The organism is Hymenobacter humi (assembly GCF_042665855.1).
In the GTDB taxonomy this organism is placed as follows: domain Bacteria; phylum Bacteroidota; class Bacteroidia; order Cytophagales; family Hymenobacteraceae; genus Hymenobacter; species Hymenobacter humi.
This window is the reverse complement of the sequence record NZ_JBHTEK010000001.1, coordinates 2,019,240-2,045,426: the sequence shown is the minus strand read 5'-3', so window position 1 is coordinate 2,045,426 and position 26,187 is coordinate 2,019,240. Positions and strand designations below refer to the sequence as shown.

Genomic DNA, 26,187 nt, shown 5'->3' with positions numbered 1-26,187 from the left:
GTGAGACGAAAGAATTAGAAGAATGTTAAGTTGAAAAGAGCTGGTGAGGTTTAAATAATAGAGTGAGACAGCATTTTGTTACCTGATGCTAAAGCGAAGGTAATTACACACAGCAATTTTATCGTTTTGACCAATATTTTCTTGCACCCTGCCGTAGTTGCCTACCTTTACCGCAGTTAACCCCTTGCCACGCCGGGCCCCGCGCCACGGCTTCGCTTTCGCCTTAATGCCAACCATTCATTACCTCACTACAGCCGACGCTATTGCCGCCGCCGCTGCCCACTTTGCTACCCTGCCGCGCATTGGTATCGACCTGGAATTTGATGACATGCGCCACCGCTACGGCCGTCACCTGGCCCTGATTCAGGTGTTCGATGGCCAGGAAGCGTATCTGATTGACCCACTCCCGCTGCCCGATATGGCCGCTGGCCTCGAGCCCCTCTTCGCGGTGCTGCGCAACCCCGCCGTAGCCAAGGTCTTTCATTCCTGTAAGTCTGACATTCTGCTGCTGGATGAGGTATTCGCCGTGAATTGCCTCAACATCGTGGATACGAGCGTCCAGTTTACCCTTCTGGCGGCCGAAGACAACAACATTTCGCTGGGCCGCCTCATTCAGGCCGAGCCTGGGCTTTGAAGTAGACAAAGGCGAACAGAAATCGAACTGGCTCAAGCGCCCGCTCACCGATGCCCAAATGGAGTACGCTGCCAACGACGTGCTCTACCTTTTGAGCTGACCGACCGCCTCAGCGCCCGGCTGGCCGAGCCTGGGCCGCAGCGAGTGGGCCGCGCAGGAGAACATTGCGCTGGAAGCGGTGCGCTACGGCCGCGACGACCCGCGCCCGTGGTCGCGCAACGCCGCCAAGTACAAGATTTCGCCCTCGGAAATGCCCATTTTCCGCGAGTTATACATGCTGCGTGACACCGTGGCCCGGCAGCTCGACCGCCCGCCCTACCACGTGCTCAGCAACGACCGCCTGGCCGAGCTCGCCCGCCAGCCCATCGAAACGCCGCTGCAGCTCCGCACGGCCAACGGCCTGCACCCGGAGTTGAAACGCTCGCCCTACGCCGAGCAGCCTGCTGGCCATCGGCACCACCGATTTGGCTCCCGATGCGCCGCTGCCGCAGGAGCAGCGCAAGTTTCCGTTCCGCCGCCGGCTCAACGGCCCTGCCGCCGCCCGTGCTGAGGCCCGCGAAACGCTGCTCAACACGCTCAAAACGCACCTCGCCGCCGACCACGGCGCCACCATGGCCAACATGGTGCTCAGCAACCGCCTCATTGCCGAAATCATTGAGATGGGGGCTGCTGCCGCTTTGCGCCCCTGGCAACAGCAGCTACTACGCGAATCGGCCGAGCGCCACGGCGAGGACTTCAGCCTGATAGCCGGCCCTTTCTAAACGGAGACACGACGCTGACGAAATAAAAGAACGTCAGTCTTGCCGAAGCATCTCGGCCGGTAGAACCTCACCCCGGCCCCTCTCCAAAAGAGAGGGGAGCCAGACGTTTACCAATGAAAAAGGCCCGGCTCAATAGTGAGCCGGGCCTTTTCCTTTAAAACTAAGCTAAAGCTGGTGCCGTGGCACCCCTCTCTTTGGAGAAGGGCCGGGGGTGAGGTTCCCCGAGTGAGGTGCCGCGCGCAGCCTGACGTTCTGGTTTTCAGCTTGGAATTTTCAGCTCAACATTGCTAAAACTGGGCTTCTTCGGTACTGCCCACCAGAGCGGCGGTGCTGGTTTGGTTGCTGGTCACCACGTTTTGCACGGCGTCGAAGTAGCCGGTACCCACGAAGGTTTGGTGCTTCACGGCCTGGTAGCCGTCTTTGGCCAGCGCAAACTCCCGCTCCTGCAGCTCCGAATAGCCGGCCATGCCGCGCTGCCGGTACGCCTGCGCCAACTCAAACATGCTGGTATTGAGAGCGTGGAAACCGGCGAGGGTAATGAACTGGAATTTATAGCCCAACCCAGCCAGCTCTTCGCGGAAGGTTTCCATCTGCTCCTTGCTCAGTTTGGAAGCCCAGTTAAACGAGGGCGAGCAATTGTAAGCCAGCAGCTTGCCGGGGAATTTGGCGTGAATGGCCTGGGCAAACTGACGGGCCTGCTCCAGGTCGGGGTGCGAGGTTTCCATCCAGATGAGGTCGGCGTAGGGCGCGTAGGCCAGGCCGCGGGCAATGGCGGCGTCTACCCCGCAGCGGATGCGGTAGAAGCCTTCGTTGGTGCGCTCGGCTTCCTGCAGGATAAAGGGCTGGTCGCGCGGGTCCACGTCGGCGGTGAGCAGGTCGGCGGCATCGGCGTCGGTGCGGGCCACGATGAGCGTGGGCACGCCCATTACATCGGCGGCAAGGCGGGCCGCCACCAGCTTATTGATGGCTTCCTGCGTGGGCACGAGCACCTTGCCGCCGAGGTGCCCGCACTTCTTGGCCGATGACAGCTGGTCTTCGAAGTGCACGCCGGCGGCCCCGGCTTCTATCATCATCTTCATCAGCTCAAACGCATTCAGGTTGCCGCCAAAGCCGGCTTCGGCATCGGCCACAATGGGCGCCAGCCAGTGCACCTTTCCTCGCCGCTGAGGTGCTGTATCTGGTCGGCCCGCAGCAGGGCGTTGTTGATGCGGCGCACCACGGCCGGCACGCTGTCCACGGGGTACAGGCTTTGGTCGGGGTACATGTGGCCGGCCCCGTTGGCATCGGCCGCCACCTGCCAGCCGCTGAGGTAAATGGCCTGCAAACCGGCCTGCACTTCCTGCACGGCCTGATTGCCAGTGAGGGCGCCCAGACCGGCCACGTACTCCTGCGAGTGCAGCAGCTCCCACAGCCGTTCGGCGCCCTGGCGGGCCAGCGAGTACTCGATGTGGTAGGAACCTTGCAGTTTCACCACATCCTCGGGTGAGTAAGGCCGCTGAATGCCAATCCAGCGGGGGTTGTGGGCCCAATCCAGGGCCAGTTCGGCGGTGCGTTGCGTTTGTGGTTTCATGAGCGAGTGAGGGTTGGATTAGGTGATGGTTTGCGGTTTGAAAAGGGCAAAGCGTGGCCTGGCTACCTGTCAGGCGGCTTTTTTGGAGTTCGGAAGTGGGATGTAGCGTGGACTTTGAGAGTCCGCGCCCGTTGGGTTTTGTTCGTTCGAAGCGCGGACTCTCAGAGTCCACGCTACAGCGCATTACGCCAACTGCTCGTAGGCCGGGATGGTCAGGAACTCAACGAACTCCTTGCTCATCACCAGACGGTCGAACAGGCGGGCGGCTTCGAGGTAATGGCCGGTGGAATAGACCTCCTCCCCTACCTGGGCTTTGATTTTCTCCAGCTGCCCGGGTACCAGTGAGCGATATAGCTCGGTGGTGACGGGGCGGCCGTCGGCCAGAGTGGTGCCAGGGGTGTGCAGCCACTGCCACACTTGCGCCCGGCTGATTTCGGCCGTGGCGGCGTCTTCCATCAGGTTGTAGATGGGCACGCAGCCGTTGCCGCCCAGCCAGGAAGCCAGGTACTGAATGGCCACGTCGATGTTCAGCTTCAGGCCGTCTTCGGTGATGTTGCCCTGCGGGGCGCGCACCAGGTCGGCGGCGGTTACCTGCACGTCAAGGCGCTTGTTCTCGATTTGGTTGTGGCCGGGCATGAGACGGTTGAAGACCTCCAGCGCCACAGGTACTAGGCCGGGGTGGGCCACCCAGGTGCCGTCGTGGCCGTTGGTGGCTTCGCGGATTTTGTCCTGACGCACTTTCTCCAGGGCTGCTTCATTGGCTTCGGGGTCGTTTTTGATGGGAATCTGGGCGGCCATGCCGCCGATGGCGTGCACGCCGCGACGGTGGCAGGTCTGGATAACCAGCTGCGAATAGGCCGCCATGAACGGTACCGTCATGGTCACCTCGGCGCGGTTGGGCAGGCGGAACTCGGGGTTCAGCCCCAGCCGCTTGATGTAGCTGAATATGTAATCCCAGCGCCCGCAGTTCAGCCCCGCGCTGTGCTCACGCAGCTCGTACAGGATTTCATTCAGCTCGAAGGCAGCCGGCAGCGTCTCGATGAGCACGGTGGCTTTAATAGTGCATTTGGGCAGCTTCAGCGACCATTGGGCAAAGCCGAACACGTCGTTCCACAAGCGGGCTTCAAGATGGCTTTCCAGCTTGGGCAGGTAGAAGTATGGGGCCGAGCCGCGGGAGCACGCTCGTGGGCATTGTGGAAATAGTAGAGCCCAAAATCAAGCAGCGAGGCGCTGATGGGCTCACCATCGACCAGGATGTGCTTTTCTACTAGGTGCCAGCCGCGGGGGCGCACCATGAGCACGGCGGTCTTCTCGTTGAGCCGATACTCCTTGGTGGGCGTGCTGAGCGAGATGGTGCGGCGCACGGCGTCGCGCAGGTTGATTTGGCCCTGCACCACATTGTCCCAAGTGGGAGCATTCGAATCCTCCAAATCAGCCATGAATACGCTGGCGCCGGAGTTCAGGGCGTTGATAATCATCTTGCGCTCTACCGGGCCGGTGATTTCCACGCGGCGGTCGAGCAGGTCTTGCGGCACGGGGGCCACTGTCCAGTCCTGCTCGCGGATGCGCTTGGTTTCGGGGAGAAAGTCGGGCAGGATGCCAGCTGCGAAATCGGCCTGCCGTTCGGCCCGGCGGCCCAGCAAGGCGCGGCGGGTCTGGTCGAAACGGCGGTGCAGCTCGGCCACAAAGGCTAGGGCCGAAGGCGTCAGGATTTCGGCAAACGCGGGCGAGTAGGCCCCAATGACTTTTACCCGCTCGGGAGCAAGGTAGGTGGGCGGAGGGGCGGGAGCGGTTTCGGTAAAGGACATGGCGGTGGGAATGGAAGTGGAGGATACGAGAATGCGTGGGTAGAGTCAGGTCTTACCCAAATATACGCTGGCGAATTTTATTTGTCTAGCGAATTTTCGCTAATTCCGTAAATTTGCAAAAGCCTGGTAGCTTTGTAGTGCTATGGTTAGGTACCGAAAACACGCTTTCCGTTTGCTGTAAGCCGTTTTGGTTGATGCACGCCGGGCTTCACTGTTGTTAAAGAATTTTCTCTATGCTCAATCATGGCCAGATAGTTCGCCTCATTTTCGGCCTCAAGCTGCGCGAGTTGCGCCAGGAGCGCGGCCTGAGCCCCGCCGAGCTGGCGCGCACCTGCGACGTGTCGGTGAGCTACCTGAACGAGATTGAGAAGGGCAAGAAGTACCCCAAGGCCGACAAGATTCTGGGCCTGAGCCAGGCGCTGGGCGTGCGCTACGACCAGTTGACGTCGCTGGAGCTCCCGCGCCGGCTGGAGCCCATTGCCGAGCTGCTCAACTCCAAGATGCTCAAGGAATTCCCCTTGGACATGTACGGCCTGGAGCCCGCCCGCATTATAGAGCTGATTGCCAATGCGCCGGCCAAGATGAATGCCTTCATCAGCACCATCTTCGAAATAGCCCGCAACTACGAAATGCGCCAAGAGCACTTGTTTCTGGCCGCGCTGCGCTCGTTTCAGGAGATGCACGACAACTATTTCGAAGACCTCGAGCAGGACGTGCGGGCCTTTGTGGGCAGCCACCACCAACACCGCCGCGCCCTTTGACCTGAGCCGCTCGAACGCGTGCTCACGCAAGAGTACGGCTACACCCTCGACCGCGAGACGCTGGGGCAGCACGCCGTGGCCACCCAAGCCCGGTTGCGGTCGGTGTTTCAGCCCAAGAGCCGGCGGCTGCTCATGCGCCCGGGCCTGAGCCTGGGCCAGCAGGCTTTTGTGTTGGGCCGTGAAGTGGCGTTCAATTACCTCAAGCTGACGGAGCGGCCTTACGTGAGCAGCAGCACGCAGGTGCGCTCGTTCGATGAGGTGCTCAACAATTTCAAGGCCTCGTACTTCGCCGGGGCCTTGCTGATGGAGGAAGAAAGCCTGCTGCGCGATTTGCGGAAGGTGTTCAACGCCAAAAAGTGGAACCCTGGCCTGCTGCTGGGCTTAATGGCGCAGTATGACGTGAGCCCGGAGATGTTCATGCAGCGCCTTACCACGCTGCTGCCGCGCCATTTTGGGCTGCAGAGCTTGTTCTTTCTGCGCTTCGACCAAGCCAATGCCGACGCACCCTACGAGCTGACCAAGGAGCTACACTTGGCGCGCCTGCACAACCCCCACGGCAACGAGCCTGCACGAGCATTATTGCCGCCGCTGGGTGTCGCTGCGCCTGCTGGCCGAGGCGCGGGCCTTGCCCGTGCCCGACACTGCGCTGGTGCCCGTGACGGTAGCCGGCGCCCAAAAGTCGCGCTACTTTGGTACAGAAGACGAATATTTATGCTTCACCCTGGCCCGGGCCGGCACCCCTACCCAACCCGCTGTGAGCGTGACCGTAGGCCTGCGCTGCGACGAAGCCCTGCGCAGCCAAGTCCGCTTTTTGGCCGACCCAGCCCTGCCCTTCCGCATCGTAAACGAAACTTGCGAGCGCTGCCCCATCGTTGACTGCGAATCGCGGGCCGCGGCGCCCGTCGAAATACTGCGGCAAGCTGAGCGGGAAGCCTTCGAGGCCGCCGTGGCCGATTTGGTTCAAGGTGTTTAGAATGAGGCGTCCTCTCCTGTTTGGTTTTCTGATTGTATTACTAGTACTGCTGGGCGCGGGCGGCTACGCGGCCTGGCGCGTGCTGTACCGGCCCAACGTGACGGCCTTTGCCGAAGGGCCGGCCTACCTCTACATCCGCACCGGCACCGGCTTCACCGCCGTGCTCGATTCCCTTACCAAGCACCGCCTGCTGCAGGAGCCCGCCACCTTTGCCTGGGTGGCCGAGCAGCAGGACTACCCCACCAAAGTGAAAGCGGGCCGCTACCGGCTCGACCCCAATCTGGGCAACCTAGACCTCGTGAAAATGCTGGCCCTGGGTTATCAGGACACGGTGCAGTTCGAGCTCAAGCCCTTTCATTACCTCGACCGCTTGCCCCGGCAGGTAAGCCGACACCTGGAAACCGACTCGTTTAAGCTGCGCTGCTGCTGGGCAACAACACCAATTTGCGGGCGCGCTACCGGCTCGATACCTGCACCATTCGCACCCTGTTTATTCCGGGCCACTACCGGCTGCTGTGGAACACCGGGGCCGAGGCCTTGCTGGATTCCATGGCCGCCACCCACCGCCGGTTCTGGACCGCCGAACGCCGGGCCCGGGCTGATTCGCTGAAGATGACGCCGGTGCAAGTGAGCGTGCTGGCCAGCATTGTGCAGCGCGAAACCGCCCAGCCCACCGACAAACCCCTCATCGCCGCCGTGTACCTCAACCGCCTGCGCAACGGCCAGCCCCTGCAGGCCGACCCCACCCTGCTCTGGCCCCTGCACGGTCTGGGCACCCGCAAGCGCGTGCTCAACGTGGACAAAAAGGTGAACTCGCCCTACAACACCTACCGGCACAAGGGCCTGCCGCCGGGCCCCATCACCACGCCGCTGCCCAGCTCCCTTAACGCGGTGCTGCGCCCGGCCCACAACAAGAACCTGTTTTTCTGCGCCCGGCCCGACGGCAGCGGCTTTTCGGACTTCGCCGAAACCTATGCCCAGCACAAGCGCAACGCCCGCCGCTACCAGCACCGGCTCGACAGCCTCGGCGTGAAGCGCTAGCCGCCCAAGCGCGACAATCGGGAGCCCATTTTGTGGCTTAACCAATAGCTAAATGAAAGATATTGTGCCAGATGGCGCAATTCCTTTCCTAACAGGTTTTTCCGGGGTGTACTACGGTTGTGCTAGCGATGGGCTGTGTACTTTTGTTTCCCAATTTCCCGCAAAACCGTCCGTATGCGCCTACGTCTCCTCTTTTTACTTCCTCTCTTCTCAGGATACACCGCAGCGGCCAGCGGCTTCGATACGGGCCCGCAGGGTGCCCGCGTGGTGGCCTGGGCGGCGCCAGCACGGCCTACATCGGCAGCATTGCGGGCATCAGCACCAACCCCGGCCTGCTAGGCCACTGGGGCGATTCGCTCGTTCGGGTGAGCACGGGCGGCATGGGCCAAATCCGCCGCTCCTCGTTTATTGGGCAAGACACCTACCAGCGCACCGACCAGGAGCTGGCCATCCTGCCCGGCGGCTACTTCTACGCCACCGGCGCCGTGAGCAAGCGCGTGGCCCTGGGCCTGGCCGTGACCACGCCCTACGGCTACCACACCAAGTGGCCCAACACCTGGGAAGGCCGCTCGGTCATTCAGGAAAGCCAGCTCAACACCGTGTTTGTGCAGCCCACCGTCGGGTTTAAGCTCAACGACAACTTCAATGCTGGCGTGGGCTTGGTGTACGCCTTCGGCAAATACAGCCAGCGGCGCGCCCTGGGCCAGTACGACGGCACCTCGGCGCAGGCGCAGCTCAACAGCAGCGGCTCGGGACTGGGCCTGAACGTGGGCCTCTACGGCCGCACCGGCGACAACCTGGCCTTCGGCATCAGCTACCGCAGCGGCGTGAAGCTGAAAATGAACAACGGCAAGGCCACCACCACCAACATTCCCGAGCGCGACGCCGCGGTGTTCCCGCTCACCTCCGACTACAAAACCGAGTTCAACCTGCCCAGCACGCTTGCCGTGGGCATCGCCGACCGCATCACCGAGAAGCTGGTGCTCACCTTCGACTTCACCCTCAGCGGCTGGAGCACGATGGACTCGCTCAAGCTGGAGGTGGCCCCCAGTGGCTCGGCCCCGCAGCGCCGCGTCACCACCGCCCGCCGCTACGAAGACGCCCTGGCGTTCCGCGTGGGCGCCGAGTACCACCAACCCCAAGCTGACCGTGGTGGGTGGCCTGCGCTACGACGAAACCCCGATTCGCGACGAGTATATCAACCCCGAGTTCATCGACGCCAACCGCCTCGGTGCTTCGGCGGGCCTGAGCTACCGCCTGGCCCCGCGCCTGGCCCTGGAAGCCGGCTACGCCTTCGACTACGGCCACCTGCGCACCGCCCGCGCCAATCAGCTCACCGAGGGCGTGTCCAACGTGAGCGGCACCTACCGCACGGCCACCCACACCGCTTCGGTGGGCGTCGCCGTCGCTTTCTAAAATATAGCCAGTAACTGATAGCCGGCATTTCGCAGGCAGGTTTCGTCCTGCTGACGAGTGAATGCGGGCCACCTTCATCTCGTTTTTCGATGCAGAATTTATATTCGAATCTGTGGAGCCGCGCTGGTTTCGTAGCCGTAGCTTCTTTGTTGCTCAATGCCTGCGCGCCCGGCCAGGACGCGCCCACGCCCACCACCAGCGTGAACGTGAGCCGCTACCTCGCCGTGGGCGACAGCTACACCGCCGGCTACAGCGCCGGCGGCCTCACCCGGGCCAGCCAGGAATACTCCTACCCCAGGCTGATAGCCCTGCAGTTGCAGGACGCCACCAACAACATCAGCTTTACCCAGCCGCTGCTGGAAGCCGGCTCCGGCTCGGGCTACATTAACCTGCTGAGCTTCCCGGCCGTGGGCTTTCCGCGCACCCGCCTCGTGCCGGGCCAGTCCGTGCGGCGCACCGTGATAACGCCCACCGCCTGCGGCGGCCCCGACACCGTGCGGCTGCTCACGCGCAGCGCCACCGCCGCCAGCCTGCCCCAGAACCTGGGCGTGCCCGGCTTATTCCTGAGCCAGATTGAAACCGCGGGCCTGGGCAACGAAGCCACCGCCACGCCCGGCGCCACCTTCAACCCCTACTTCGAGCGCCTGCTGCCCGCCGCCAGCAACACGACCTACCTGCAGGCCGTGACCGATGCGGCCGCAACGGCCACGTTCTTCACCTTCTTCCAGGGCCTCGACAACCTGATGCCCTACGTGCGCAGCGGCGGCGACTGCGGCCCCCTGCCCAACACCACGCTCACCAACCAGATGCGGCAGAATGCCAAGAAGATTCTCGACCGGCTCACGGCCGGCGGGCGCCCCGGCATCATTGCCCGGCTACCATCTCTGGCTACCCTACCCATACTGCGCCTTGGTAAAGGGCTGGCTTTTCAGGCCCGCCTGCGCACGGCCTTCGGCGATACTGCTTCGGTTTACATCGAAAGCCCATTGGGTTTCGGCCCGGCCCAGCTCATTACCGACGAAGACTATGTGCTGGCCAACGTGCTCCCGCGCGTAGGCCAGCTGACCGCCGTGATGGTGGGCACCACCCAACGCATGCTGCCCTATGGCCGCGACATCCGCAATCCGCTGCGCGATGCCGATGTAATCGATAAGGACGAGTTGAGCCGCGTCAGCAGCGTGCTCAACAGCTACAACACCGAGCTCGACCGCCTAGCTTCCCAGGTGTACAACCTGCCCGTCATCAACCCCGCCACCAAGCAAAGCACGCTCGACCTGGACCTGGTACTCTTCAACCAGGTGGCCGATGCCATATCGGTGGCCGGCGTGGTGTATTCGTCGGAGCCCGTGCGCGGCAATTTCTTCTCGCTGGATAACTACTCGCTCACACCCCGCGGCAACGGCTTGGTGGCCAACGCCTTCATATCGGCTTTCAACAAGGGCTACCGGGCCAACGTCTCCGCCGTCGACGTCAACAACCTGCCCACCACTGCCCAGTAAATCGGGCGGCTGCCTCCCGAATTACTGCAGCCGATACAGCCGCAGTGGCAGCGTGTCGGCAGCAGCTTCCCGGCAGGCCGCCAGGGTCTCGGAGTAGCCCAGCCCCGTGTATTCGGAATGTTCCAGAAACAGCAGCGGGCGCTGGAGCTGGGGGCCGGCCACGCGGCAACGGGCGTTTGGCGGCGCAGGGAATCGAAGCGCGCCACCCCAGCCACGCGCCAGTAGCCATCGAGCAGCACGTACTGGTAGCCTAACCGACGCAGGTCGGCTAGCTGGCGTTCATCGGTGATAATCGCCAGCGTTTGCCCCTGCGGCAGATAAGGCGCCAGCCCGTTGCCCACCGCGCTGGCCACTTTGGTGGCGCCGCGCTGCTTGAGCCAGGCTGCCACCTTAGGGTAGGCCGTAGGCAGCGGAGTGTATAGTTCCTGCTGAATCCGGAACAGATTCAGCCCAACAGCCGCGAGCACGACGCCCAGCATGGCCCCACGGGGCAGCACCCGCCGCAAGCTGAGCATCGCCAGCGCCGCCAGGGGCAGGTAAGCGAACAAAAGCCCGCGCGGTGCTTTTATGAGCAGCGACATGCCCACTAGCCAGCAGCTGGTCCACACCAGCAGATAAGCAAGCAGCGGCCAGGATTCTCCCCGCCAACGTGGCTCCTTGCTCCAGGAGCGCCACAGCAGCCAAGCGGAAAGCACCAGCCCAACTAACAATAATGGCGATTCGAAACTTGCCAAATACCGGGGGTAATACAGCAAATCGAGGTGCAACGTGTGCTGCCGGCCGGCCACGTTAGCTGCTTCTGGCACCACCGTGCGCACGTAAAAGCCCAGCCAGCGGTACCAGGGCAGCCCAACTGTAGCCGCGAAGGCAGCAAACAGAACATACGGAGCCGCCAGCACCAATAGCAGCCGCCACCACAGCCCGCACTGCCGCCACAGCCCATCGGCCTGCATCACTTCAAAAGCGGCCAGAATGGGCAGCGTGAACAGGAATTTATAATTGAAACACAGGCCCGCCGCCAGCCAACCGGCCACGCGCAAGGCCGCGGCGGCGCTGGGCTTCTGCAGCCGGGCGAAATAGCTGCGCAGCAACCCGGCATACACCACCAGGCTAACCGAGCTCATCGTAAAATCGCGGCCCGAAAACGTGAGCAGCAGCGAAGTGCCACCCAGCAACACCAGTCCCGCCGCTTCGGGGCCAGTCAAGCGGCCCTGCTGCGTGACCCAGGCGGCGAACAGACCCAGCCCAATAATTCCCAGCAGGGCATTGATGGTTTGAAAAACCACGAAATCCCGCGTGAGGGCCGCTACCGGTACATACAGCAGCAGAAAGCCCGGGCTGCCGTGATGAAACAGATTGGCAAAATCACCTTGAGCCAACTCCTGAATCACCTGCCAGTTGCGCACCGAATCATAGTCGGCCGGGCCGGCTTCAGACAGTCGCCAGAGCCGAACCACGGCCACGGCCAGCAGGGCTGCTAGCAGCCAGAAGGTGCGGCTCGTGGAGTGGTTGGTAGTCGTACCAGCAGGGGAAAGTGGCATAGAAAGTTTCGGCACTGGGCGGCGCGAAGGTCGGCAAAGCTCGTCCAACATCTGCTCAACGTCCTACTTTTGGCAATTGGTGAAACCTACGGCCGGGCTTTTCCGGCCCCGGCACTCACAAACTGGTCCTGACCAAATTCTCATCTCACCCCTCTTTATGCGGCTAGTTATTCAGCGCGTCAGCGAAGCCCAGGTAAAAGTCGAAGGCCAGGTTACCGGTCAAATTGGGCCAGGGCTGCTGGTGCTGGCCGGCTTCGCCCCAACCGACAATACCGCTACGCTCACCTGGATGTGCCGCAAGCTGGTGCAGCTGCGCATTTTCGGAGACGACAACGGCCAGATGAACCGCAGCGTAGTCGATACCGACGGGCAAATTCTGGTGGTGAGCCAGTTTACGCTCCTGGCCGATGCCCGCAAGGGCAACCGCCCCAGCTACATCGGGGCTGCGCCGCCGCCCATTGCCGAACCGCTGTACCAACAGTTTGTAGCCATGGTGGCAGCCGAGTTGGGCAAGCCCGTGCCCACCGGCATCTTCGGCGCCGACATGAAGGTGAGCCTGCTCAACGACGGCCCGGTTACCATTGTGCTCGACACTCCCGCTTAGTCGCGGCTTCTCCAACGCATTTTCATCCTTGCATTTATGACCCTCGAAGAAGCCCAAAAAACCGTCGACACTTGGATTACCACCACGGGCGTACGCTATTTCAATGAGCTGACCAACATGGCCATCCTCACCGAGGAAGTGGGCGAAGTGGCCCGGCTCATTTCCCGGCAATACGGCGAGCAGTCGTTCAAAGAATCTGACAAAGGCCGGGAACTGGGCGACGAGCCTGGCTGACGTGCTTTTCGTAGTCATCTGCCTGGCCAATCAAACCGGCGTCGACCTAACCGAAGCCTTCACGCGCAACCTGGCCAAGAAAACCCAGCGCGACAGCCAGCGGCATCAGGACAATGAAAAATTGAGAATAAAGAAGGAGGAATAGACGAATAAAGCTCCCCTCCTTTTTTAAGGAGGGGACGCTCAACTTTTAAGTTGAGTGGGGTGGTTGCCCTCGTTGAACGATGGGTGAACGACTGGCGGCAGAACGAGTTGGGCTGGAATCGTTCGGGTGTCGTTCAACGAGGGCAACCACCCCCGTTTGAGCTAAAGCTCAAACGTCCCCTCCTTAAGAAAGGAGGGGAGCTTTATCGTTCGCCTACCCCTTCTTTATCTCTCATTCTTAACCCCTTAATCCCAGCGTCCACCAGCCGGTCCGTCTGCCACAGGGGCAGCACGTGGGCGTAGGCGTCTATTCGCAGGCAAAACTCAAAATCATGGCTGGCTTCCAGCGAGTTGAGCCGGCGCACGTGGGCCGACTGCAGCAGGTACGTCGACAATTCGGCTTTACCCTGCTGCCAGAGGTGCAGCGCGGCTAGCGTAGCATCGGTGCTGCGCACGTCGAAATCATCGGCCAGCCGCTCGGCCAGCGCCCCGCCAAATACGGTATCCTCCAGACAGAACTGCCCTTTCCAGCCGGCGCATACCACCAGCACGTCGCGGCCCTGCCGGCGCGCGAAATCTGCTACGGCGGCCAAGTTCAGAAATGCTCCGACCACCACGGCCTCGGCGGCCAGGGAGCGGCGCAGGGCCGTGGTACCGTTGGTGGTGCTGATGGTGAGGGCCCGGCCACGCACCGGGCGTGCGCCGTCCAAGAACCCGAAGGGCGAGTTGCCCAGGTCGAAGCCAGCAGCCGGCAGTCCGTCGCGCTCGGCGGCGGTAAGGCAGCCGTACTCCTGCCCGTAGGCGGTGCATTCTGCCAGCGAGGCCACCGGGAAAACGTGCGTCACGCCCTCTCCTAGCGCCGTCACGATGGTGCTGGAAGCCCGCAGAATGTCGACGATAACGGCTACCTGCCCGCGCAGGTCATACAAAGGGAGCAACTCGGGCGAGAAACAGATGTCAAGTTTGGGCACTCTTGGAGTTATGAGTTTTGAGTTATGAATTTTGAGTTTAGCGCTACGAGTTCCAGAATTATCTCACGACCAACTCAGCACTCATAATTCAAAACTCATCATTCTATTCCGCGCCCTTGGTCAGGGGCAGCTTATTGACGGTAGCCGGCAGGTTTTTGCCGCGAATCTGCACGAAAATCTGGGTGCCGGGCGCGGCATATTCCGACTTCACGTAGCCCATGCCGATGCCCTTGCCAAGCGAAGGCGACTGCGTGCCGCTGGTGACATCGCCGATTTTCTGGCCTTCGGCATCTACCAGGCTCGTAGTGGCCGCGCGGAATGCCCTGGCCGTCCATGATGAAGGCCACGAGCTTCTTGGTTACGCCGGCTTCCTTCTGCTTCTTGAGATTTTCGGCGTTGGTGAAGTCCTTTGTGAACTTGGTAATCCAGCCCAAGCCGGCTTCGAGAGGCGAGGTGGTGTCGTCAATGTCGTTGCCGTAAAGGGCAAAACCCATTTCGAGGCGCAGGGTGTCGCGGGCGCCCAGGCCGATGGGCTTGATGCCGTAGGCCTGGCCGGCAATCATGATTTTGTCCCACACCTCGGCCGCGTGCTCGTTGGGAACATACAGCTCAAACCCGCCCGCACCGGTGTAGCCAGTGGCCGAGATGATGACATCGGGGGCGCCGGCGAAGGTGGCTTGCACGAAGGAGTAGTACGGAATGCTGCTCAGGTCCACGTCGGTCAGGGTTTGCAGGGCGGCGATGGCCTTGGGGCCCTGCACGGCAAACAGGCTGGTGCGGTCGGAGATGTCTTCCATCTCCACGCCCTGCGTGTTGTGCTGCTTAATCCAGTTCCAATCTTTTTCGATGTTGGAGGCGTTCACCACCAGTAGGTAGTCCTCATCGGCCAGCTTGTACACGAGCAAGTCGTCCACGATGCCGCCCTGGTCGTTGGGCAGGCAGGAATACTGGGCCTTGCCGTTGGTTAGTTTGCTGGCGTCGTTGCTGGTCACGCGCTGAATCAGGTCGAGGGCGTGCGGGCCGCGCACCCGAAATTCGCCCATGTGCGACACGTCGAAAATGCCCACCGCGCGGCGCACCGTGTGGTGTTCGTCCAGGTCAGAAGAATAGCGCACCGGCATGTCGTAGCCAGCAAAAGGCACCATTTTAGCCCCGAGCTTGCGGTGCGTATCGTTGAGGGTAACGGTTTTCAGGGAAACGGTCATAAGAGTGGCTGAGTGGCGGAATGACTGAGTGGGAATGTACTTGGCGGTGCAAAGGTGCGGCAAAAGAAAAGCCGCTTCAGCATGAAGCGGCTTTTTCCTAACATCGGCAAAATAGAGGCATTCACTCAGTCATTCTGCCGCTCAGTTACTCACTAAACGCGCACCATCCAGTTGTGCACGTCGGCGCCTTCGCCTGTGCGGATGGCGTTGAGGGCCGCGCCCACACGCTTCGAGAAGGCATCGGGTGCTACCACGGGCAGGTCATAGTCGTGGCCTTCGTAGCCGATGGTGGCAATGGGCGCAATGGTAGCGGCCGTGCCAGCGCCGAAGGCTTCCTCCAGCTTGCCAGCGGCCAGCGCCTCCATGATTTCGCGGCTGCTCACCTTGCGCTCTTCCACCGTGATGCCCATGTCGCGGGCCAGTTGCAGCACGCTGCGGCGCGTCACGCCGTCGAGGATGGACGTGCTCAGGGCGGGCGTCACCACCTTGCCGTCGATGACAAAAATGGCGTTCATCGTGCCCGACTCCTCCACGTACTGGTGCTCCGAGGCATCGGTCCAGATGAGCTGGTTGTAGCCTTCCTGCTGAGCCAGCTTGGTGGGGTACATGGCCGCGCCGTAGTTGCCGGCGTTTTTGGCGTAGCCGGCGCCGCCCTGGGCCGCCCGCACGTACTTCTGCTCGAAGCGCACGCGCAGGGGCTTGTTGTAGTACAAGCCCACGGGGCTCGTGAAAATCATGAAACGGTACGACTCCGAAGGCCGCACGCCGATGAAGCCATCGGTGGCAAACATGAACGGACGGATGTAGAGCGAGCTGCCCTCGGCGGTGGGCACCCAGGCCGAATCGACGCGGATGAGCTCGCGCAGGCCCTGCATAAACAGCTCCTCGGGCACCGTGGGCATGCACATGCGCTCGGCCGAGGTGTTGAGCCGGGCCCAGTTGTCGAAGGGGCGAAACAAGGCCACGCCGCCGTCTACCTGGTGGTAAGCTTTCATGCCCTCAAAAATGGCCTGGCCGTAGTGCAGGGCCGAGTTGGCGGGGCTCACGGCCATGTTGCCGTAGGGCACAATCTGGGCCTCCTGCCATTCGCCGTTGTGGTAATCCATGGCAAACATGTGGTCGGAGAACACCTTGCCGAACTCCAGGTTGCTGGGGTCGAGCTCGGCGAGGCGCGATGCCGTGGTACGCTGCGTGCGAATGGGGAGAATGTCAATCATAACGTTAATTTTTCGGGGTAAAGTGGGTGGGATTTTCCGCGTACGGAGGATGGAGGGAGTGTGGCTGTAATTATAAAATCAACAGAAAGTTCGGCAAAAAATTTATAGCCTTTCAAGCATTGGCCAAATGTTTTGAAAGGATTGACAACGAGAACCCGAATTAGCTTAAAGTCGTGCCTTCCAGGTCACCTCTTCTACGCCCAGGCTCGTGGGCCATGTAGCGGCTTAGGACGAACAGGTAGTCCGACAAACGGTTCAGGTAAACCACCACCAGGCTCGGCCACGAACGACTCTTCGCTGAGCTGAATGACCATGCGCTCGGCACGGCGGCACACGCAGCGGGCCACGTGGGCGTGGCTCACGGCGGGGTGGCCGCCCGGCAAAATAAACGCCCGCAGCTCGGGCAGCTCGGCATTCATGCGGTCCATTTCGTCTTCGAGCAGCGTCACGTCGGCCTCGTGCAGGTCGGGCAGCTTCATCTTCGACTTCTCCGGGTCGGCGGCCAGGGCCGAGCCCATGGTAAACAGCCGGTCCTGGATTTCCTTGAGCAGCGGGCGGCGCGTGGCGTTCACGTCCTGGTCGCGCACCAGCCCAATGTGCGAGTTGAGCTCGTCTACGGTGCCGTAGCACTCGATGCGCAAGCTGCTCTTCGGCACGCGCGTGCCCCCAATGAGGGAGGTAAGGCCTTTGTCGCCGGTTTTGGTGTAGATTTTCATGGGCTGGGTACGGTTCCGACCACGCTCCCTCTTCGCAGAAGGCGGACGCTTAGTGGTTGGCTAGGATGTGGGTCCGAACTTCGGAGTTGACTTCGTCGGATTCAATCAGGCCGTCGCGCAGGCGCACAATGCGGTGGGCGTAGCGGGCTATGTCCTCTTCGTGCGTAACCATGATGATGGTGTTGCCCTTGGAATACAGGGCCTCGAACAAATCCATGATTTCGTGGCTGGTCTTGGAGTCGAGGGCGCCAGTCGGTTCGTCGGCCAGCAGCACGCTGGGGTTGTTCACCAGGGCCCGGGCAATGGCCACGCGCTGGCGCTGGCCGCCGCTTAGCTCGTTGGGCCGGTGCAGGGCCCGGTCGGCCAGGCCCACGGACCGCAGCGATTCCATGGCCCGCTCGTTGCGCTCGCGCTTGTTCAAGCCGGCGTAAATGAGGGGCAGCGCCACGTTGTCGAGCGCCGAAGCCCGGGGCAGCAGGTTGAAGCTTTGGAAAACGAAGCCAATTTCTTTGTTGCGTACCTCCGCCAGTTGGTTGTCGCTCATGCGGCTCACGTCCTGGCCGTTCAAGATGTACTGCCCCTTAGTGGGCGTATCAAGGCAGCCGATGATGTTCATCAGCGTAGACTTGCCCGAACCCGACGGCCCCATGAAGGCCACGTACTCCCCGCGCGGAATCTGGATGCTCACCGAGCGCAGCGCGTGGATGACCTCCGCCCCCATGACGTAGGTTTTGGCGATTTCCGTGGTTTCAATGACGTTCGTATGCATGGGACAGGGGAGCTTATTGCAGAGGTGAGGAGGCCGGAGCCCCAGAGAAAGATGCCGCCGCCGCCGCGCGGCTGCGCGGTGCGCGGCGTACTCAGCAGCTAAAGTAGCAAAGGTGGAGGAGGATAACTGCCGGCGCAGCTGCGCCAGGGCATCGGCGGCGTACTCGGTCAGTCCCGCATCGGCCGCCGCCAATACGTAGGCCCTCAACAGCGGCAGCGATTCAGGGTTTTCGTCGAGGCCCGCCCGCAGGGTTTCGTACGCCTTGGGAAAGTCGCGGCGGCGCGTGTAGAACGTAGCCGCGGCCAGGATAGCGGGCTCATTGAAAGGCGCTTCCCGCACAATGCGCTGGTAGTTTCGGGCAGCTTCGGCGGCGTGGTTTTGCTGCTCGGCTTGCCGGGCTTGCGCCAGCCAGTTGTTGCCAATGCGAGTGGTGGGCACCGCGGCCGGGGCAAAGCTCCCGGCCGCCTGCTGCAGCGCAAACCGCCCCCGCTGCCGTTGGGCCGAATCAGTAGAAGTCGCCAAGCGGGCTGCCACTGCGCGGGCCGAATCGGGTCGGCCGCTTAGCGCCAGCGCGTACACCCGCGGCTCCCAGGCCTCGGTAGCTCCGTGCGCGGCCGCAAACGCGAGCTGGTCGGCCGCTGTGGCGTACTGCCCCTGCTGGAGCTGCCACAGCCCCAGCAGCTGCTGGTAGTACGCGGCACCGGCTTCGGTGCCGGTGGCCAGGGGCAACAATAGGTGGCGAGCGGTTTGCTCCTCCCCGCGCATGCCACGCCAGGGCCTGCAGAAACAGCAACTGTTCGTAGTAGTTGGCGTTGGCCGGCTCGTTGGCTATCTGCGACAGCCGCCGGAGCAGCGCGGGCGTAAGCTGGTCTTTACGCTTGGTCACGTTGAACAGCACCACGTGGTAGAGTTGGGCAAAGCTGGCGTCGTCCAGTTGCTGCACGCTCGCGGGCAGCACCACGGGCGCAGCGCCGGCGGCCGAATCCACTTGCAGCTGCAGCAGTGTGTAGTTGCTTGCCACGGCGGGTTCGTCGGCTTTCACCTGGAGTTCCTGGCTCAATTTCCGGGCTTCGGCCAGCAGGTTCTGGCTCAATAAAAACCCAAACTGATTGGTGCGGCTGGGGTAGCTGCCCGGGGCCGCCTGCTCGGCCTTGTCCAGGTAAAACGCCACCGAATCGGTGAGCGAGGTCCGGGTAAATAGTTGAGCCAGGTCGCTGGCCAGGGCGCGCTGCGCGGCTGCGCTTTCAGCCCGCGCCGCAGCACGTCGAGGCCCTCAAACAAGTCGGTGGGCTGGTCGTAGAGGCCGGCCAGGCGCAAGGCCACTTTCTCGTTGGGCTCGCGCCGCAGGGCGCGGTGCAGGGCGTTGATTTCGTTCTGGCGCTGCTGGCGGAAGCGGTACAGCGCCGCCCGGCCCGGGGCGTGCAAGTCGCCGCGGTAAAGCACGTCGCCGGCTTCGGCGTAGTAGCGCTCGGCCAGCAGGGCCAGGCTTGCGTCGTCGGGCGTGGCTTCGCTTTGCTGGCGCGTCAGGTCGCCGAGGTTGTTGTACTCGCCGGCGGCCACCTGGTCGGGCAGCGGGCGGTTGTTGCGCACCTGCACCATGATGAGGGCGCCCACCGCCAGAATGTACACCGGATAAAGTGGCAGCCGGCGCGGCTCAAACACCACCTTGTACACCCGCAGCCGCTTGCCGATGAGCGGCGCAAAGTTCATGAGCACATACGCCAGAAAGGCCCCGCCCAGAAACAGCAGCGCCTGGGCCGTGAAGTCGCGCGCCGCCCGCAGCAGCGGCGTATTGGCCGTGGCAAAAGCATAGCCCAACGCACCGCCTGCCGCCATGAGCAGCAGCGGGTACAGCTGGGCGGCCCGGGTGTACGGCACCCAGTCGCCATACGAGGGCGCGCGCAGGCGCAAGCCCAGGCCGGCCGCCACCACGGCCGGTAGCAGCAGAACCAGGGGGTCGAGGTTTACCCCGGGGAAGAGCTGCAGCGTGCCGTTGTTCCAGACCAGCCAGAACAAGGCGCCCAGGTACAGCCCACTAGCCAGCAAAAAAGGCCCCAGCCCAAACCGGTTGCCCGGCTGCTCGGCCTGGGTGTTGAACCAAAGCAGCGCCCGGATATTCTCAAAACCCACCCACAGCACCAGCAGCGCCACGCTTACTGCGCCACTCGTGGTGGCGTAAGCAGCGAGCTGCAGGGTCGTTTCGGTGGCCGACAGGTCGCTTTTCGCAAACAGCAGCGCGCACAGGCCCGCTACCAATACCCCAAAAATCAGCCAGCGCCACACCAGGCGCACGCCCTCGGCGAAGGCGTGCAGCCCAAAAGCCACGCCGCCCAGCAGCCCCAGCGCCAGGTACAGGAAGTAGCGCTTGTCGCTCTCGAATACGCCCAGCACGTCGAGGTTGAGCGACATCAGCAGGAATATCACTGGCACCATACCCGCCACAAACGGCGTGCGCTCGAGCGTGCTCACCACGGCCACCCAGCCCGCCAGCGCAAACGCCAGCAGCAGCAAAAACACGCCCGCCGCCAAGGGCTGCGTAAATGGGCCGGCCACGTCGTGGGTCAAACTCACAACAAAGCCGCTTGCCTGCACGGGCAGGCGCACGGGGCCCGCCACCACGTGCTCTATCGTGAGCGGCACCGCCTCCAGGTGGGGCACGAGCCTGCAGGGGCAGCGTGGCATCGTTGCCCGTGAAATAGTAAAAGATGGCCAGCCCAACGGCCAGCGCCGCTAGTACGGCGAGCCAGCCGGGCAGCCCCAGCCGCTTCGAGAGGTGTGGCGTCACTCCGTTATTCCAGCACTTTGGGCACCCGGAAATAATCCGAGTCCTTGCGCGGGGCGTTGCGCAGGCCATCCTGGTGGCTCACGGTGTTGCGGGCTTCGTCGTCGCGCAGCACGTTTATCTCCTGCGACAGATGCACCAGCGGCTCCACGCCCGTCGTGTCGAGGCCTTCGAGCCTGGGCCACAAAATCGAGGATGTTGTTCAGGTCGCCGAGCATTTGCTTCTCGCGGGTTTCGTCAAATTCGAGGCGGGCCAGATGGGCCAGGCCGCGCAGGGTGCCAAGGTCGGTGCTCAAGGGAAGTGCAGAAATATGAGTTACAAATCAGAAACCACCGACTGCGATGGCTCCGGGGAAATGGGGCGTTTTGGGGCGCGCCACGTGCTGGGGCCGGGCTTCACGGCCCCGTGGGGCAGGAAGTCGCCCGCGAGTTGGGCTGCCACGTGCTGCTTCAGGGCCGGCAGGTCGGCCAGGGTGAGCCCCGCGGTGGGAATGGGCGGATGAAAAACGATTTTGAGGGGGTGGAAGCGCACGCGCAGGCTTTTTCCACGTCGGGCATGAACATGTGGTTCAGGGGCATGCCCACCGGCACCAGGGGTACGCCGGCCTCGATGGCCAGCTGAAAGGCGCCGTCGCGCAGGGGCAGCAGCTCTTTGCCCGGGTTAGGCGAAATGCGACCCTCGGCAAAAATGGCGATGCTTTGGCCCGCGGCCAGGGCCCGCCGGGCCTCCACCATGGCGCGGCCCCGGCTCACGGCGCTGCTGCGGTCTACGGTGATGTACACCCGGCCAAAAATGGGGCCCCACACCGGCACCTTGGCCAGCGAAGCCTTGCCCATCATTTGCAAAAAGCCGGGGATGTACTTAAACAGCATCATGATGTCGATGTAGGAGCCGTGGTTGGCCACGTACACGCACGGCTGCGGGTTGGGCCCGGGGCTTTCGCGCACCACTTCTACCGGCACGCCCCACATCGTGATGGAGAGCTTCGACCAAAACCGGTTCAGGGCATGCACCACGCCGCCACCGTCCGGGCGCCGGCTAAAAAACCACTGCAACGGATACGTGAGCACAAACGGCACCAGGAACCAGAACGTGGCCCAAGTGGTGTACAAACGATGGCCGAGGTAACGAAGCAGGTGGCGCATAGCCGCAAAGTTAAGCACTCGGGCACAGGCATGGTGCAATGCAGTAAAAAGGCCGGGGCGGGCCCGCTCCTGCCTCAGCCTTGCCGACTTGCCAGCACTCTTTCGGCCTTCAGCAAGCCCGCCACACTGATGCCGTCGGTGATGCGGTCGTCCATGGCCATGCGCACGGCTTCGGCCAGGGGCAGTTTCCAGAGGCGCAGGTCCTCGGTTTCTTCGGGCTCCAGGTCACCCTGGGTCAGCTCTTCGGCCAGGTACACAAAGCCTTCTTCGTCGGTCACCGAGTTGGAAGTGTGCAGGCGGGCGATGCGCGTCCAGCGGGCGGCCGTGAGGCCGGTTTCTTCCTTGAGCTCGCGTTGAGCCGATTCCAGAATGTCGCGCTCTATCAGGCCGCCGCCCATGGGAATCTCCCAGCTGTATTCGTTGAGCGGGTAGCGGTACTGGCCCACCAGCCAGGTATTGCCCTCCGCATCCACCGGCACAATACCCAGGGCCTTGTTTTTCATGCTCACCACCCCGTAGATGCCCCGCCCGCCGCCGGGGTTCAGCACCTGGTCTTCGCGCACCGAAATCCACGGGTTCTGGTATTTCACTTCTGTGCTCAGGGTTTGCCAGGGGTTGTGGGTTTCGTCGAAATCGGACACAGTAATTAGCGTTATTAAAGAAGAATCAATTCAAAGGAAGACGTAAAATTACGCCTGGCGGCGCAACGCCAAGCCGCCCGCGGTTCTTGGTATTGTTCCATACGCCGGGCTCAGGTGTTCATTGGCGGGGTAAAATTTACGGTTAGTCCATATTTTCTTGCAAACCCCCTTATGATTTTGTACCTTTGAGTCATAAGTACCCCCGCACGGGCTGGAAATGTGGAAAGGAAGGACCTCTCGTGCGGCGGCGTTCTGGCTGAAAAGGTGGGGTAGACACCTTCAAGCCAGACCCGCCACTTTAAGGCCACTGCACTTGTGCAGTGGCCTTTTTTATGCGCAATTCGCGGCGAAAAAGCTGGGAGAATTCGTAATGCATTGGGAATAAAACCGGTGCACTTAAGCTTTCAACCCTGGCCTGTGCCGGGCCGTACCACTGGTACCGGCCGCCCACATTCCGGCCGGCATCTTACCTATGGCTCAGTCGAAGTCCAAATCCACTCAGAATTCCAACTCCCAGGAACACGACCCGCTCTTTAACCTCAAGCATGCGCAGGCAGAGGCCGACCTGGCGGCAAAAACCCAGGGCCTCGGCCCAATCACGAATGAGTACGTGAGCACCGACGAAGACAGCGAAATCGACGAGGGCCCGCGCGACAGCCAGGGCTTCCGCCGCGGCGAAAACGGCAGCGACATCATTGGCAGCAGCGCCGGCGACCACAAGTAAGCTTGCCTTGCCAACACTTCCGACGCCCGGTCGGCCGCCTCTACTGCGGCCGACCGGGCGTTGTTTTTAGCTCAACCCGGGCTCTCCCATCGTTATTTTTGTGCCCTTATGCCTCTTTTAGCCAGCCACACCGGCCACCCTCTCGAAGCCGGCCTCGACGAAGCCGGACGCGGCTGCCTGGCCGGACCCGTGTTTGCGGCCGCCGTTATTCTGCCCTCGGATTTCAACCCGCGCTTTCTCAACGATTCCAAGCAGCTCACGGCCAAGCGGCGCGAGGCCCTTCGCCCCATCATCTGCGCCGAGGCCGTAGCCTGGGCCGTGGGGCAAGCCTCGGTCGAAGAAATTGGCAGCCTGAACATTGCGCAGGCCAGCTACCTGGCCATGCACCGGGCCGTGGCGGCGTTATCGCCGGTGCCCACCCACCTGCTGGTCGATGGCAACCGGTTTAAGCCGATGGCCGGGTTTGCGCACACCTGCATTATTGGCGGCGATGGCATCTACCGCAACATCGCGGCCGCTTCCATCCTGGCCAAGACCTTTCGCGACGAGCACATGCAAGAGCTGGCGGCCGCATTTCCCGGCTACGGCTGGGAGCAAAATGCCGGCTACCCGACCCAAAGCCACCGCGCCGCCATTCGCGCACACGGGCCCAGCCCGCACCACCGCATGGGGTTTCGGCTGCTGTAGCTAGCAGATTGAGTTAACCGTAACCTAGTCCTTCAGCCGAAGCAGGTCCAGAAACAGACTGAAGCCGTCGACACTGGTCCCGCCTTCGCCAAATTTATCAAAGCTTAACGGCTTGATGATGTAGCCGCTCACGGCCGCCTGCTGTGCCTTGAGTCGTTCCGACTCCAGATCCGACGTCGTCATAATGAAGACGTTGAGCCCCACGAACTCGGGGTCGGAACGCAGGATTTCGAGTAATTCCAGGCCGTTCATGCGGGGCATGTTGATGTCGAGCATCACCACATTAGGCTTGGCAATTTTTGTTTCGTCGCCCTCGCCACGGAGCATTTTGAGGGCATCGCGGCCGTTGCGGGCGTGCACCAGGGGAACGTTGATGTTTTGGCGGCGCAGTTCACGCTGCACGTTCATGACGTCCATCTGGTCGTCTTCCACGAGCAGAATGCTGGGCGTGGGATTATCGGAGGACATAGGCTAAGTAGATGTCAACAGCGGGAATATGCCCGCAAAAGCAGCACGAAGCTGTTATCAAGTAGGCAGTGGTACGGCAGAATTGGCAGCGGCGGCCATCGCCGGGGCCGGGGTCTTCACTTTGGGTGGATGCTTGGGCCAGGTAAAAACAAACTTAGCGCCCTGTCCCTCCGCCGATTTCACCCCAATACGGCCGCCTTGGCGCTCCACAATTTTTTTCACAATGGCTAGGCCCACGCCGGTGCTTTCCAGGGTGTCGCGCTCGGTGAGGGTCTGGAATATCACGAAAATACGGTCGTGGTATTCCGGGTCGATGCCGGGCCCGTCGTCCTTTACCGAAAACAGGTAGAACTCGCCCGCGTCGTCGCAGCCTATCTGCACGGTTCCGGTCTCGGGGTGGTCGTGGTACTTGAGGGCGTTGCTGATGAGGTTGGTGAACACCTGCTGCAGCTGCACGACATTGGTGACGAGCGTAGGCAGGAAAAACGGCAGCTCAACTTTGAAGCCGGCCGGCGGGTTGAGCGAGTCGACCACCTCCCGCAGCAGGGTGCGCACAAACACGGTTTCGTCGGCCTGCGCCACCCGGCCCACGCGTGCCAGGTCCAGAATGCCGGAGATGAGCTTCTCCATGCGGTGCACGCGCTGACGCATCATGCCCAGAAACTCGCGAATGTGCACGGGCAGCTCGTCCTTGCCCATGTCTTCCTCTATCCAGCGCGAGGCGCTCTCGATGCCCCGTAGCGGGGCTTTCAGGTCGTGCGATACCACGTAGGCAAACTGGTCGAGCTCTTGGTTGCGGCTTTCGAGCCTGGGCGATGTTGGCCCCCACGGTGCGCGCCATCACGTTCAGCGCCGAGGTGAGCTCGCTCACTTCGTCGTGCTCGGTGTCCACAATCTGGCTGCTGTAGTCCCCGCCGGCCATTCGCTGGGCCAGGTCCAGCATGCTGCGCAGGCGCCGCGCAAACACCCGCACAATGTAGAGCGCCCACAGCAGCCCCAGCACCAGGGCGGCCACGGCCAGTCCCGCCGACAGCCACTGGGCCCGGTTGATGCTCTCGTCAAGCCGCTGGCGCAGCAGCGCGCGGGTTTGGGCCTCGCGCTGCTCGAATGCCGCCAGCCGCTGCCGGATGTTGTCCATTATCTGCTTGCCGGTGAGGCTTTCGGTGAGCCGGCGGTGGGGCATGCCCTCCAGGCCGCTCTGCCGCACATCGCGGCGGCGGGCCTCCCGCTTTTCCGCTATCAGCAAGTGGCTGTAGCCCGACCACTGCTGAAACAGCCGCTGGGTCTGGTCCACGAGCTCGACCTGCGGCGGCGCGTCGGCCACCAGGGTGCGGAGCTGGGCAAACCGGCCCACCAGCTCCCGCTCGCTTTCGTAGTACGGCCCCAGGGTCTGCTCATTGCCAATCAGCAAGTAACCCCGAAAGCCCGTTTCCATGTCGATGATGTTGCGCAGCAAAGTGCCCGCCTGGTTTGTGACGCGTTGGGAAGCTTCCACCCCTGCGAATTGCGCAGCACCTGGCCCGCCAGCTGGTAGTAGAATAACACCACCACGGCAAATAGCGCCAGCAACAGCACAAACCCGGCAAATAGCTTTGTAGTAAGCGTGACTTTCATTTGGTTAGCGCCCGTGCGCATCGTTCAGGCCTCCCGTACGCAGCTTGGCTTCCATGGTTCGGAGTAGCGCGGCCATTTCGTCGGATATCACCTGGAGCTTGCCATACCCGGCGGTCGATTCCCCTACCTGGCCGGCTCGGTGCATGTCCATCAGGCGGTTTGCTTCCTGATGGATGAGTACGTGCTGCCGGTCAAACTGCCGGGCTTCGGGCAGGTGCGCGTACGCGCCGGTGCCGCGCATGCGCTCGGCTATCCACAGGC

26 protein-coding genes and 7 pseudogenes are annotated in these 26,187 nt (G+C 62.4%); 14 read left to right on the top strand and 19 right to left on the bottom strand.

Annotated features, from left to right (window positions below):
• Positions 1 to 226 precede the first annotated feature (226 nt).
• From ACFQT0_RS11435 to ACFQT0_RS11420, 4 genes are all read left to right on the top strand, one after another.
• Complete coding sequence (locus ACFQT0_RS11435; protein ID WP_380202841.1) at positions 227 to 634, top strand: hypothetical protein; 408 nt, start codon at positions 227 to 229, stop codon at positions 632 to 634.
• Positions 549 to 734, top strand: coding sequence for a hypothetical protein (locus ACFQT0_RS11430; RefSeq protein ID WP_380205991.1), 186 nt, complete (start codon positions 549 to 551; stop codon positions 732 to 734). Before ACFQT0_RS11435 ends, ACFQT0_RS11430 begins: the two co-directional genes overlap by 86 nt.
• A gap of 150 nt (positions 735 to 884) precedes the next feature.
• Positions 885 to 1,184: an HRDC domain-containing protein gene (locus ACFQT0_RS11425; protein ID WP_380205990.1), complete on the top strand. Its 300-nt coding sequence runs from the start codon at positions 885 to 887 to the stop codon at positions 1,182 to 1,184.
• Positions 1,099 to 1,395: a hypothetical protein gene (locus tag ACFQT0_RS11420; protein ID WP_380202839.1), complete on the top strand. Its 297-nt coding sequence runs from the start codon at positions 1,099 to 1,101 to the stop codon at positions 1,393 to 1,395. Before ACFQT0_RS11425 ends, ACFQT0_RS11420 begins: the two co-directional genes overlap by 86 nt.
• Before the next feature lie 287 nt (positions 1,396 to 1,682).
• On the opposite strand, the pseudogene aceA reads toward ACFQT0_RS11420, so the two are convergent.
• Both aceA and ACFQT0_RS11410 read right to left on the bottom strand, forming a co-directional pair.
• Positions 1,683 to 2,965 (bottom strand): annotated as a pseudogene (gene aceA, locus ACFQT0_RS11415) (isocitrate lyase).
• A 186-nt stretch (positions 2,966 to 3,151) separates the two neighbouring features.
• Positions 3,152 to 4,798, bottom strand: a pseudogene (locus tag ACFQT0_RS11410) (hypothetical protein); the annotation flags it as partial.
• 208 nt (positions 4,799 to 5,006) lie between these two features.
• Here ACFQT0_RS11410 and ACFQT0_RS11405 point away from each other — a divergent pair.
• The 6 genes from ACFQT0_RS11405 to ACFQT0_RS11380 all read left to right on the top strand — a co-directional run bounded on the left by ACFQT0_RS11405 (position 5,007) and on the right by ACFQT0_RS11380 (position 10,463).
• Positions 5,007 to 5,534, top strand: a complete 528-nt coding sequence (locus tag ACFQT0_RS11405; RefSeq protein ID WP_380202837.1) for a helix-turn-helix domain-containing protein — start codon at positions 5,007 to 5,009, stop codon at positions 5,532 to 5,534.
• Between the two features lie 18 nt (positions 5,535 to 5,552).
• Positions 5,553 to 6,410, top strand: coding sequence for an ImmA/IrrE family metallo-endopeptidase (locus ACFQT0_RS11400; protein WP_380202835.1), 858 nt, complete (start codon positions 5,553 to 5,555; stop codon positions 6,408 to 6,410).
• A gap of 98 nt (positions 6,411 to 6,508) precedes the next feature.
• Positions 6,509 to 7,117 (top strand): endolytic transglycosylase MltG, encoded by a 609-nt coding sequence (locus tag ACFQT0_RS11395; protein ID WP_380202833.1) that lies wholly within the window; start codon positions 6,509 to 6,511, stop codon positions 7,115 to 7,117.
• On the top strand, positions 7,000 to 7,548 hold the full coding sequence (gene mltG / locus ACFQT0_RS11390) for an endolytic transglycosylase MltG (RefSeq protein WP_380205989.1): 549 nt from the start codon (positions 7,000 to 7,002) through the stop codon (positions 7,546 to 7,548). Before ACFQT0_RS11395 ends, mltG begins: the two co-directional genes overlap by 118 nt.
• Before the next feature lie 143 nt (positions 7,549 to 7,691).
• Positions 7,692 to 8,978: an OmpP1/FadL family transporter gene (locus ACFQT0_RS11385; protein ID WP_380202831.1), complete on the top strand. Its 1,287-nt coding sequence runs from the start codon at positions 7,692 to 7,694 to the stop codon at positions 8,976 to 8,978.
• Between the two features lie 75 nt (positions 8,979 to 9,053).
• Positions 9,054 to 10,463 carry a hypothetical protein gene (locus tag ACFQT0_RS11380; RefSeq protein WP_380202829.1) on the top strand — a complete coding sequence of 470 codons (1,410 nt, stop codon included), beginning with the start codon at positions 9,054 to 9,056 and terminating at the stop codon, positions 10,461 to 10,463.
• Here ACFQT0_RS11380 and ACFQT0_RS11375 read toward each other — a convergent pair.
• Positions 10,406 to 12,019 carry a hypothetical protein gene (locus ACFQT0_RS11375; protein WP_380202827.1) on the bottom strand — a complete coding sequence of 538 codons (1,614 nt, stop codon included), beginning with the start codon at positions 12,017 to 12,019 and terminating at the stop codon, positions 10,406 to 10,408. The genes ACFQT0_RS11380 and ACFQT0_RS11375 overlap by 58 nt on opposite strands.
• A 142-nt stretch (positions 12,020 to 12,161) precedes the next feature.
• On the opposite strand from ACFQT0_RS11375, the gene dtd reads away from it, so the two are divergent.
• Entirely contained in the window at positions 12,162 to 12,608 is a 447-nt protein-coding gene (dtd, locus tag ACFQT0_RS11370) for a D-aminoacyl-tRNA deacylase (RefSeq protein ID WP_380202825.1), read from the top strand.
• Positions 12,609 to 12,644: 36 nt separating this feature from the next.
• Positions 12,645 to 12,987 (top strand): annotated as a pseudogene (locus tag ACFQT0_RS11365) (nucleotide pyrophosphohydrolase).
• Positions 12,988 to 13,189: 202 nt separating this feature from the next.
• On the opposite strand, the gene ACFQT0_RS11360 reads toward ACFQT0_RS11365, so the two are convergent.
• The 11 genes and pseudogenes from ACFQT0_RS11360 to ACFQT0_RS11310 form a co-directional block, all read right to left on the bottom strand.
• Positions 13,190 to 13,957, bottom strand: a complete 768-nt coding sequence (locus ACFQT0_RS11360) for a 2-phosphosulfolactate phosphatase (protein WP_380202823.1) — start codon at positions 13,955 to 13,957, stop codon at positions 13,190 to 13,192.
• 103 nt (positions 13,958 to 14,060) lie between these two features.
• A pseudogene (gene gcvT / locus ACFQT0_RS11355) lies at positions 14,061 to 15,162 on the bottom strand (glycine cleavage system aminomethyltransferase GcvT).
• A gap of 152 nt (positions 15,163 to 15,314) precedes the next feature.
• Complete coding sequence (locus tag ACFQT0_RS11350; RefSeq protein WP_380202821.1) at positions 15,315 to 16,379, bottom strand: branched-chain amino acid aminotransferase; 1,065 nt, start codon at positions 16,377 to 16,379, stop codon at positions 15,315 to 15,317.
• 160 nt (positions 16,380 to 16,539) lie between these two features.
• Positions 16,540 to 17,095: pseudogene (locus tag ACFQT0_RS11345) on the bottom strand (cob(I)yrinic acid a,c-diamide adenosyltransferase).
• 49 nt (positions 17,096 to 17,144) lie between these two features.
• Positions 17,145 to 17,864 carry an ABC transporter ATP-binding protein gene (locus ACFQT0_RS11340; protein ID WP_380205988.1) on the bottom strand — a complete coding sequence of 240 codons (720 nt, stop codon included), beginning with the start codon at positions 17,862 to 17,864 and terminating at the stop codon, positions 17,145 to 17,147.
• Between the two features lie 505 nt (positions 17,865 to 18,369).
• Positions 18,370 to 19,035, bottom strand: a complete 666-nt coding sequence (locus tag ACFQT0_RS11335) for a hypothetical protein (RefSeq protein ID WP_380202819.1) — start codon at positions 19,033 to 19,035, stop codon at positions 18,370 to 18,372.
• Positions 18,954 to 20,522 carry a hypothetical protein gene (locus ACFQT0_RS11330; protein WP_380202817.1) on the bottom strand — a complete coding sequence of 523 codons (1,569 nt, stop codon included), beginning with the start codon at positions 20,520 to 20,522 and terminating at the stop codon, positions 18,954 to 18,956. Before ACFQT0_RS11330 ends, ACFQT0_RS11335 begins: the two co-directional genes overlap by 82 nt.
• 131 nt (positions 20,523 to 20,653) lie before the next feature.
• A complete protein-coding gene (gatC, locus tag ACFQT0_RS11325; protein ID WP_380202815.1) occupies positions 20,654 to 20,833 on the bottom strand; it encodes an Asp-tRNA(Asn)/Glu-tRNA(Gln) amidotransferase subunit GatC in 180 nt (59 codons plus the stop codon).
• 129 nt (positions 20,834 to 20,962) lie between these two features.
• A complete protein-coding gene (locus ACFQT0_RS11320; RefSeq protein ID WP_380202813.1) occupies positions 20,963 to 21,088 on the bottom strand; it encodes a hypothetical protein in 126 nt (41 codons plus the stop codon).
• An 8-nt stretch (positions 21,089 to 21,096) separates the two neighbouring features.
• On the bottom strand, positions 21,097 to 21,792 hold the full coding sequence (locus ACFQT0_RS11315) for a lysophospholipid acyltransferase family protein (RefSeq protein WP_380202811.1): 696 nt from the start codon (positions 21,790 to 21,792) through the stop codon (positions 21,097 to 21,099).
• A gap of 74 nt (positions 21,793 to 21,866) precedes the next feature.
• A complete protein-coding gene (locus ACFQT0_RS11310; RefSeq protein ID WP_380202809.1) occupies positions 21,867 to 22,433 on the bottom strand; it encodes an NUDIX domain-containing protein in 567 nt (188 codons plus the stop codon).
• Positions 22,434 to 22,905: 472 nt separating this feature from the next.
• Here ACFQT0_RS11310 and ACFQT0_RS11305 point away from each other — a divergent pair, with 472 nt between their 5' ends.
• Positions 22,906 to 23,157, top strand: a complete 252-nt coding sequence (locus ACFQT0_RS11305; RefSeq protein ID WP_380202807.1) for a hypothetical protein — start codon at positions 22,906 to 22,908, stop codon at positions 23,155 to 23,157.
• Between the two features lie 108 nt (positions 23,158 to 23,265).
• Positions 23,266 to 23,844 carry a ribonuclease HII gene (locus ACFQT0_RS11300; RefSeq protein WP_380202805.1) on the top strand — a complete coding sequence of 193 codons (579 nt, stop codon included), beginning with the start codon at positions 23,266 to 23,268 and terminating at the stop codon, positions 23,842 to 23,844.
• 24 nt (positions 23,845 to 23,868) lie between these two features.
• On the opposite strand, the gene ACFQT0_RS11295 is transcribed toward ACFQT0_RS11300, so the two are convergent.
• From ACFQT0_RS11295 to ACFQT0_RS11275, 5 genes and pseudogenes are all read right to left on the bottom strand, one after another.
• Complete coding sequence (locus ACFQT0_RS11295) at positions 23,869 to 24,312, bottom strand: response regulator (RefSeq protein ID WP_380202803.1); 444 nt, start codon at positions 24,310 to 24,312, stop codon at positions 23,869 to 23,871.
• A gap of 57 nt (positions 24,313 to 24,369) precedes the next feature.
• Positions 24,370 to 24,903 (bottom strand): sensor histidine kinase, encoded by a 534-nt coding sequence (locus ACFQT0_RS11290; protein ID WP_380205987.1) that lies wholly within the window; start codon positions 24,901 to 24,903, stop codon positions 24,370 to 24,372.
• 57 nt (positions 24,904 to 24,960) lie between these two features.
• Positions 24,961 to 25,080, bottom strand: a pseudogene (locus ACFQT0_RS11285) (histidine kinase); the annotation flags it as partial.
• 124 nt (positions 25,081 to 25,204) lie between these two features.
• Positions 25,205 to 25,747: pseudogene (locus ACFQT0_RS11280) on the bottom strand (CHASE3 domain-containing protein); the annotation flags it as partial.
• 183 nt (positions 25,748 to 25,930) lie between these two features.
• A complete protein-coding gene (locus ACFQT0_RS11275; protein ID WP_380202801.1) occupies positions 25,931 to 26,167 on the bottom strand; it encodes a hypothetical protein in 237 nt (78 codons plus the stop codon).
• Positions 26,168 to 26,187 lie beyond the last annotated feature (20 nt).

Excerpts from the sequence above, each read along its gene's own strand:
- ACFQT0_RS11435 (WP_380202841.1), top strand. The coding sequence starts at position 227 with ATGCCAACCATTCATTACCTCACTACAGCCGACGCTATTGCCGCCGCC.
- ACFQT0_RS11425 (WP_380205990.1), top strand. The coding sequence starts at position 885 with ATGCCCATTTTCCGCGAGTTATACATGCTGCGTGACACCGTGGCCCGG.
- ACFQT0_RS11405 (WP_380202837.1), top strand. The coding sequence starts at position 5,007 with ATGCTCAATCATGGCCAGATAGTTCGCCTCATTTTCGGCCTCAAGCTG.
- ACFQT0_RS11395 (WP_380202833.1), top strand. The coding sequence starts at position 6,509 with ATGAGGCGTCCTCTCCTGTTTGGTTTTCTGATTGTATTACTAGTACTG.
- ACFQT0_RS11380 (WP_380202829.1), top strand. The coding sequence starts at position 9,054 with ATGCAGAATTTATATTCGAATCTGTGGAGCCGCGCTGGTTTCGTAGCC.
- dtd (WP_380202825.1), top strand. The coding sequence starts at position 12,162 with ATGCGGCTAGTTATTCAGCGCGTCAGCGAAGCCCAGGTAAAAGTCGAA.
- ACFQT0_RS11350 (WP_380202821.1), bottom strand. The coding sequence starts at position 16,379 with ATGATTGACATTCTCCCCATTCGCACGCAGCGTACCACGGCATCGCGC.
- ACFQT0_RS11340 (WP_380205988.1), bottom strand. The coding sequence starts at position 17,864 with ATGCATACGAACGTCATTGAAACCACGGAAATCGCCAAAACCTACGTC.
- ACFQT0_RS11315 (WP_380202811.1), bottom strand. The coding sequence starts at position 21,792 with ATGCGCCACCTGCTTCGTTACCTCGGCCATCGTTTGTACACCACTTGG.
- ACFQT0_RS11305 (WP_380202807.1), top strand. The coding sequence starts at position 22,906 with ATGGCTCAGTCGAAGTCCAAATCCACTCAGAATTCCAACTCCCAGGAA.
- ACFQT0_RS11300 (WP_380202805.1), top strand. The coding sequence starts at position 23,266 with ATGCCTCTTTTAGCCAGCCACACCGGCCACCCTCTCGAAGCCGGCCTC.
- ACFQT0_RS11295 (WP_380202803.1), bottom strand. The coding sequence starts at position 24,312 with ATGTCCTCCGATAATCCCACGCCCAGCATTCTGCTCGTGGAAGACGAC.
- ACFQT0_RS11275 (WP_380202801.1), bottom strand. The coding sequence starts at position 26,167 with ATGCGCGGCACCGGCGCGTACGCGCACCTGCCCGAAGCCCGGCAGTTT.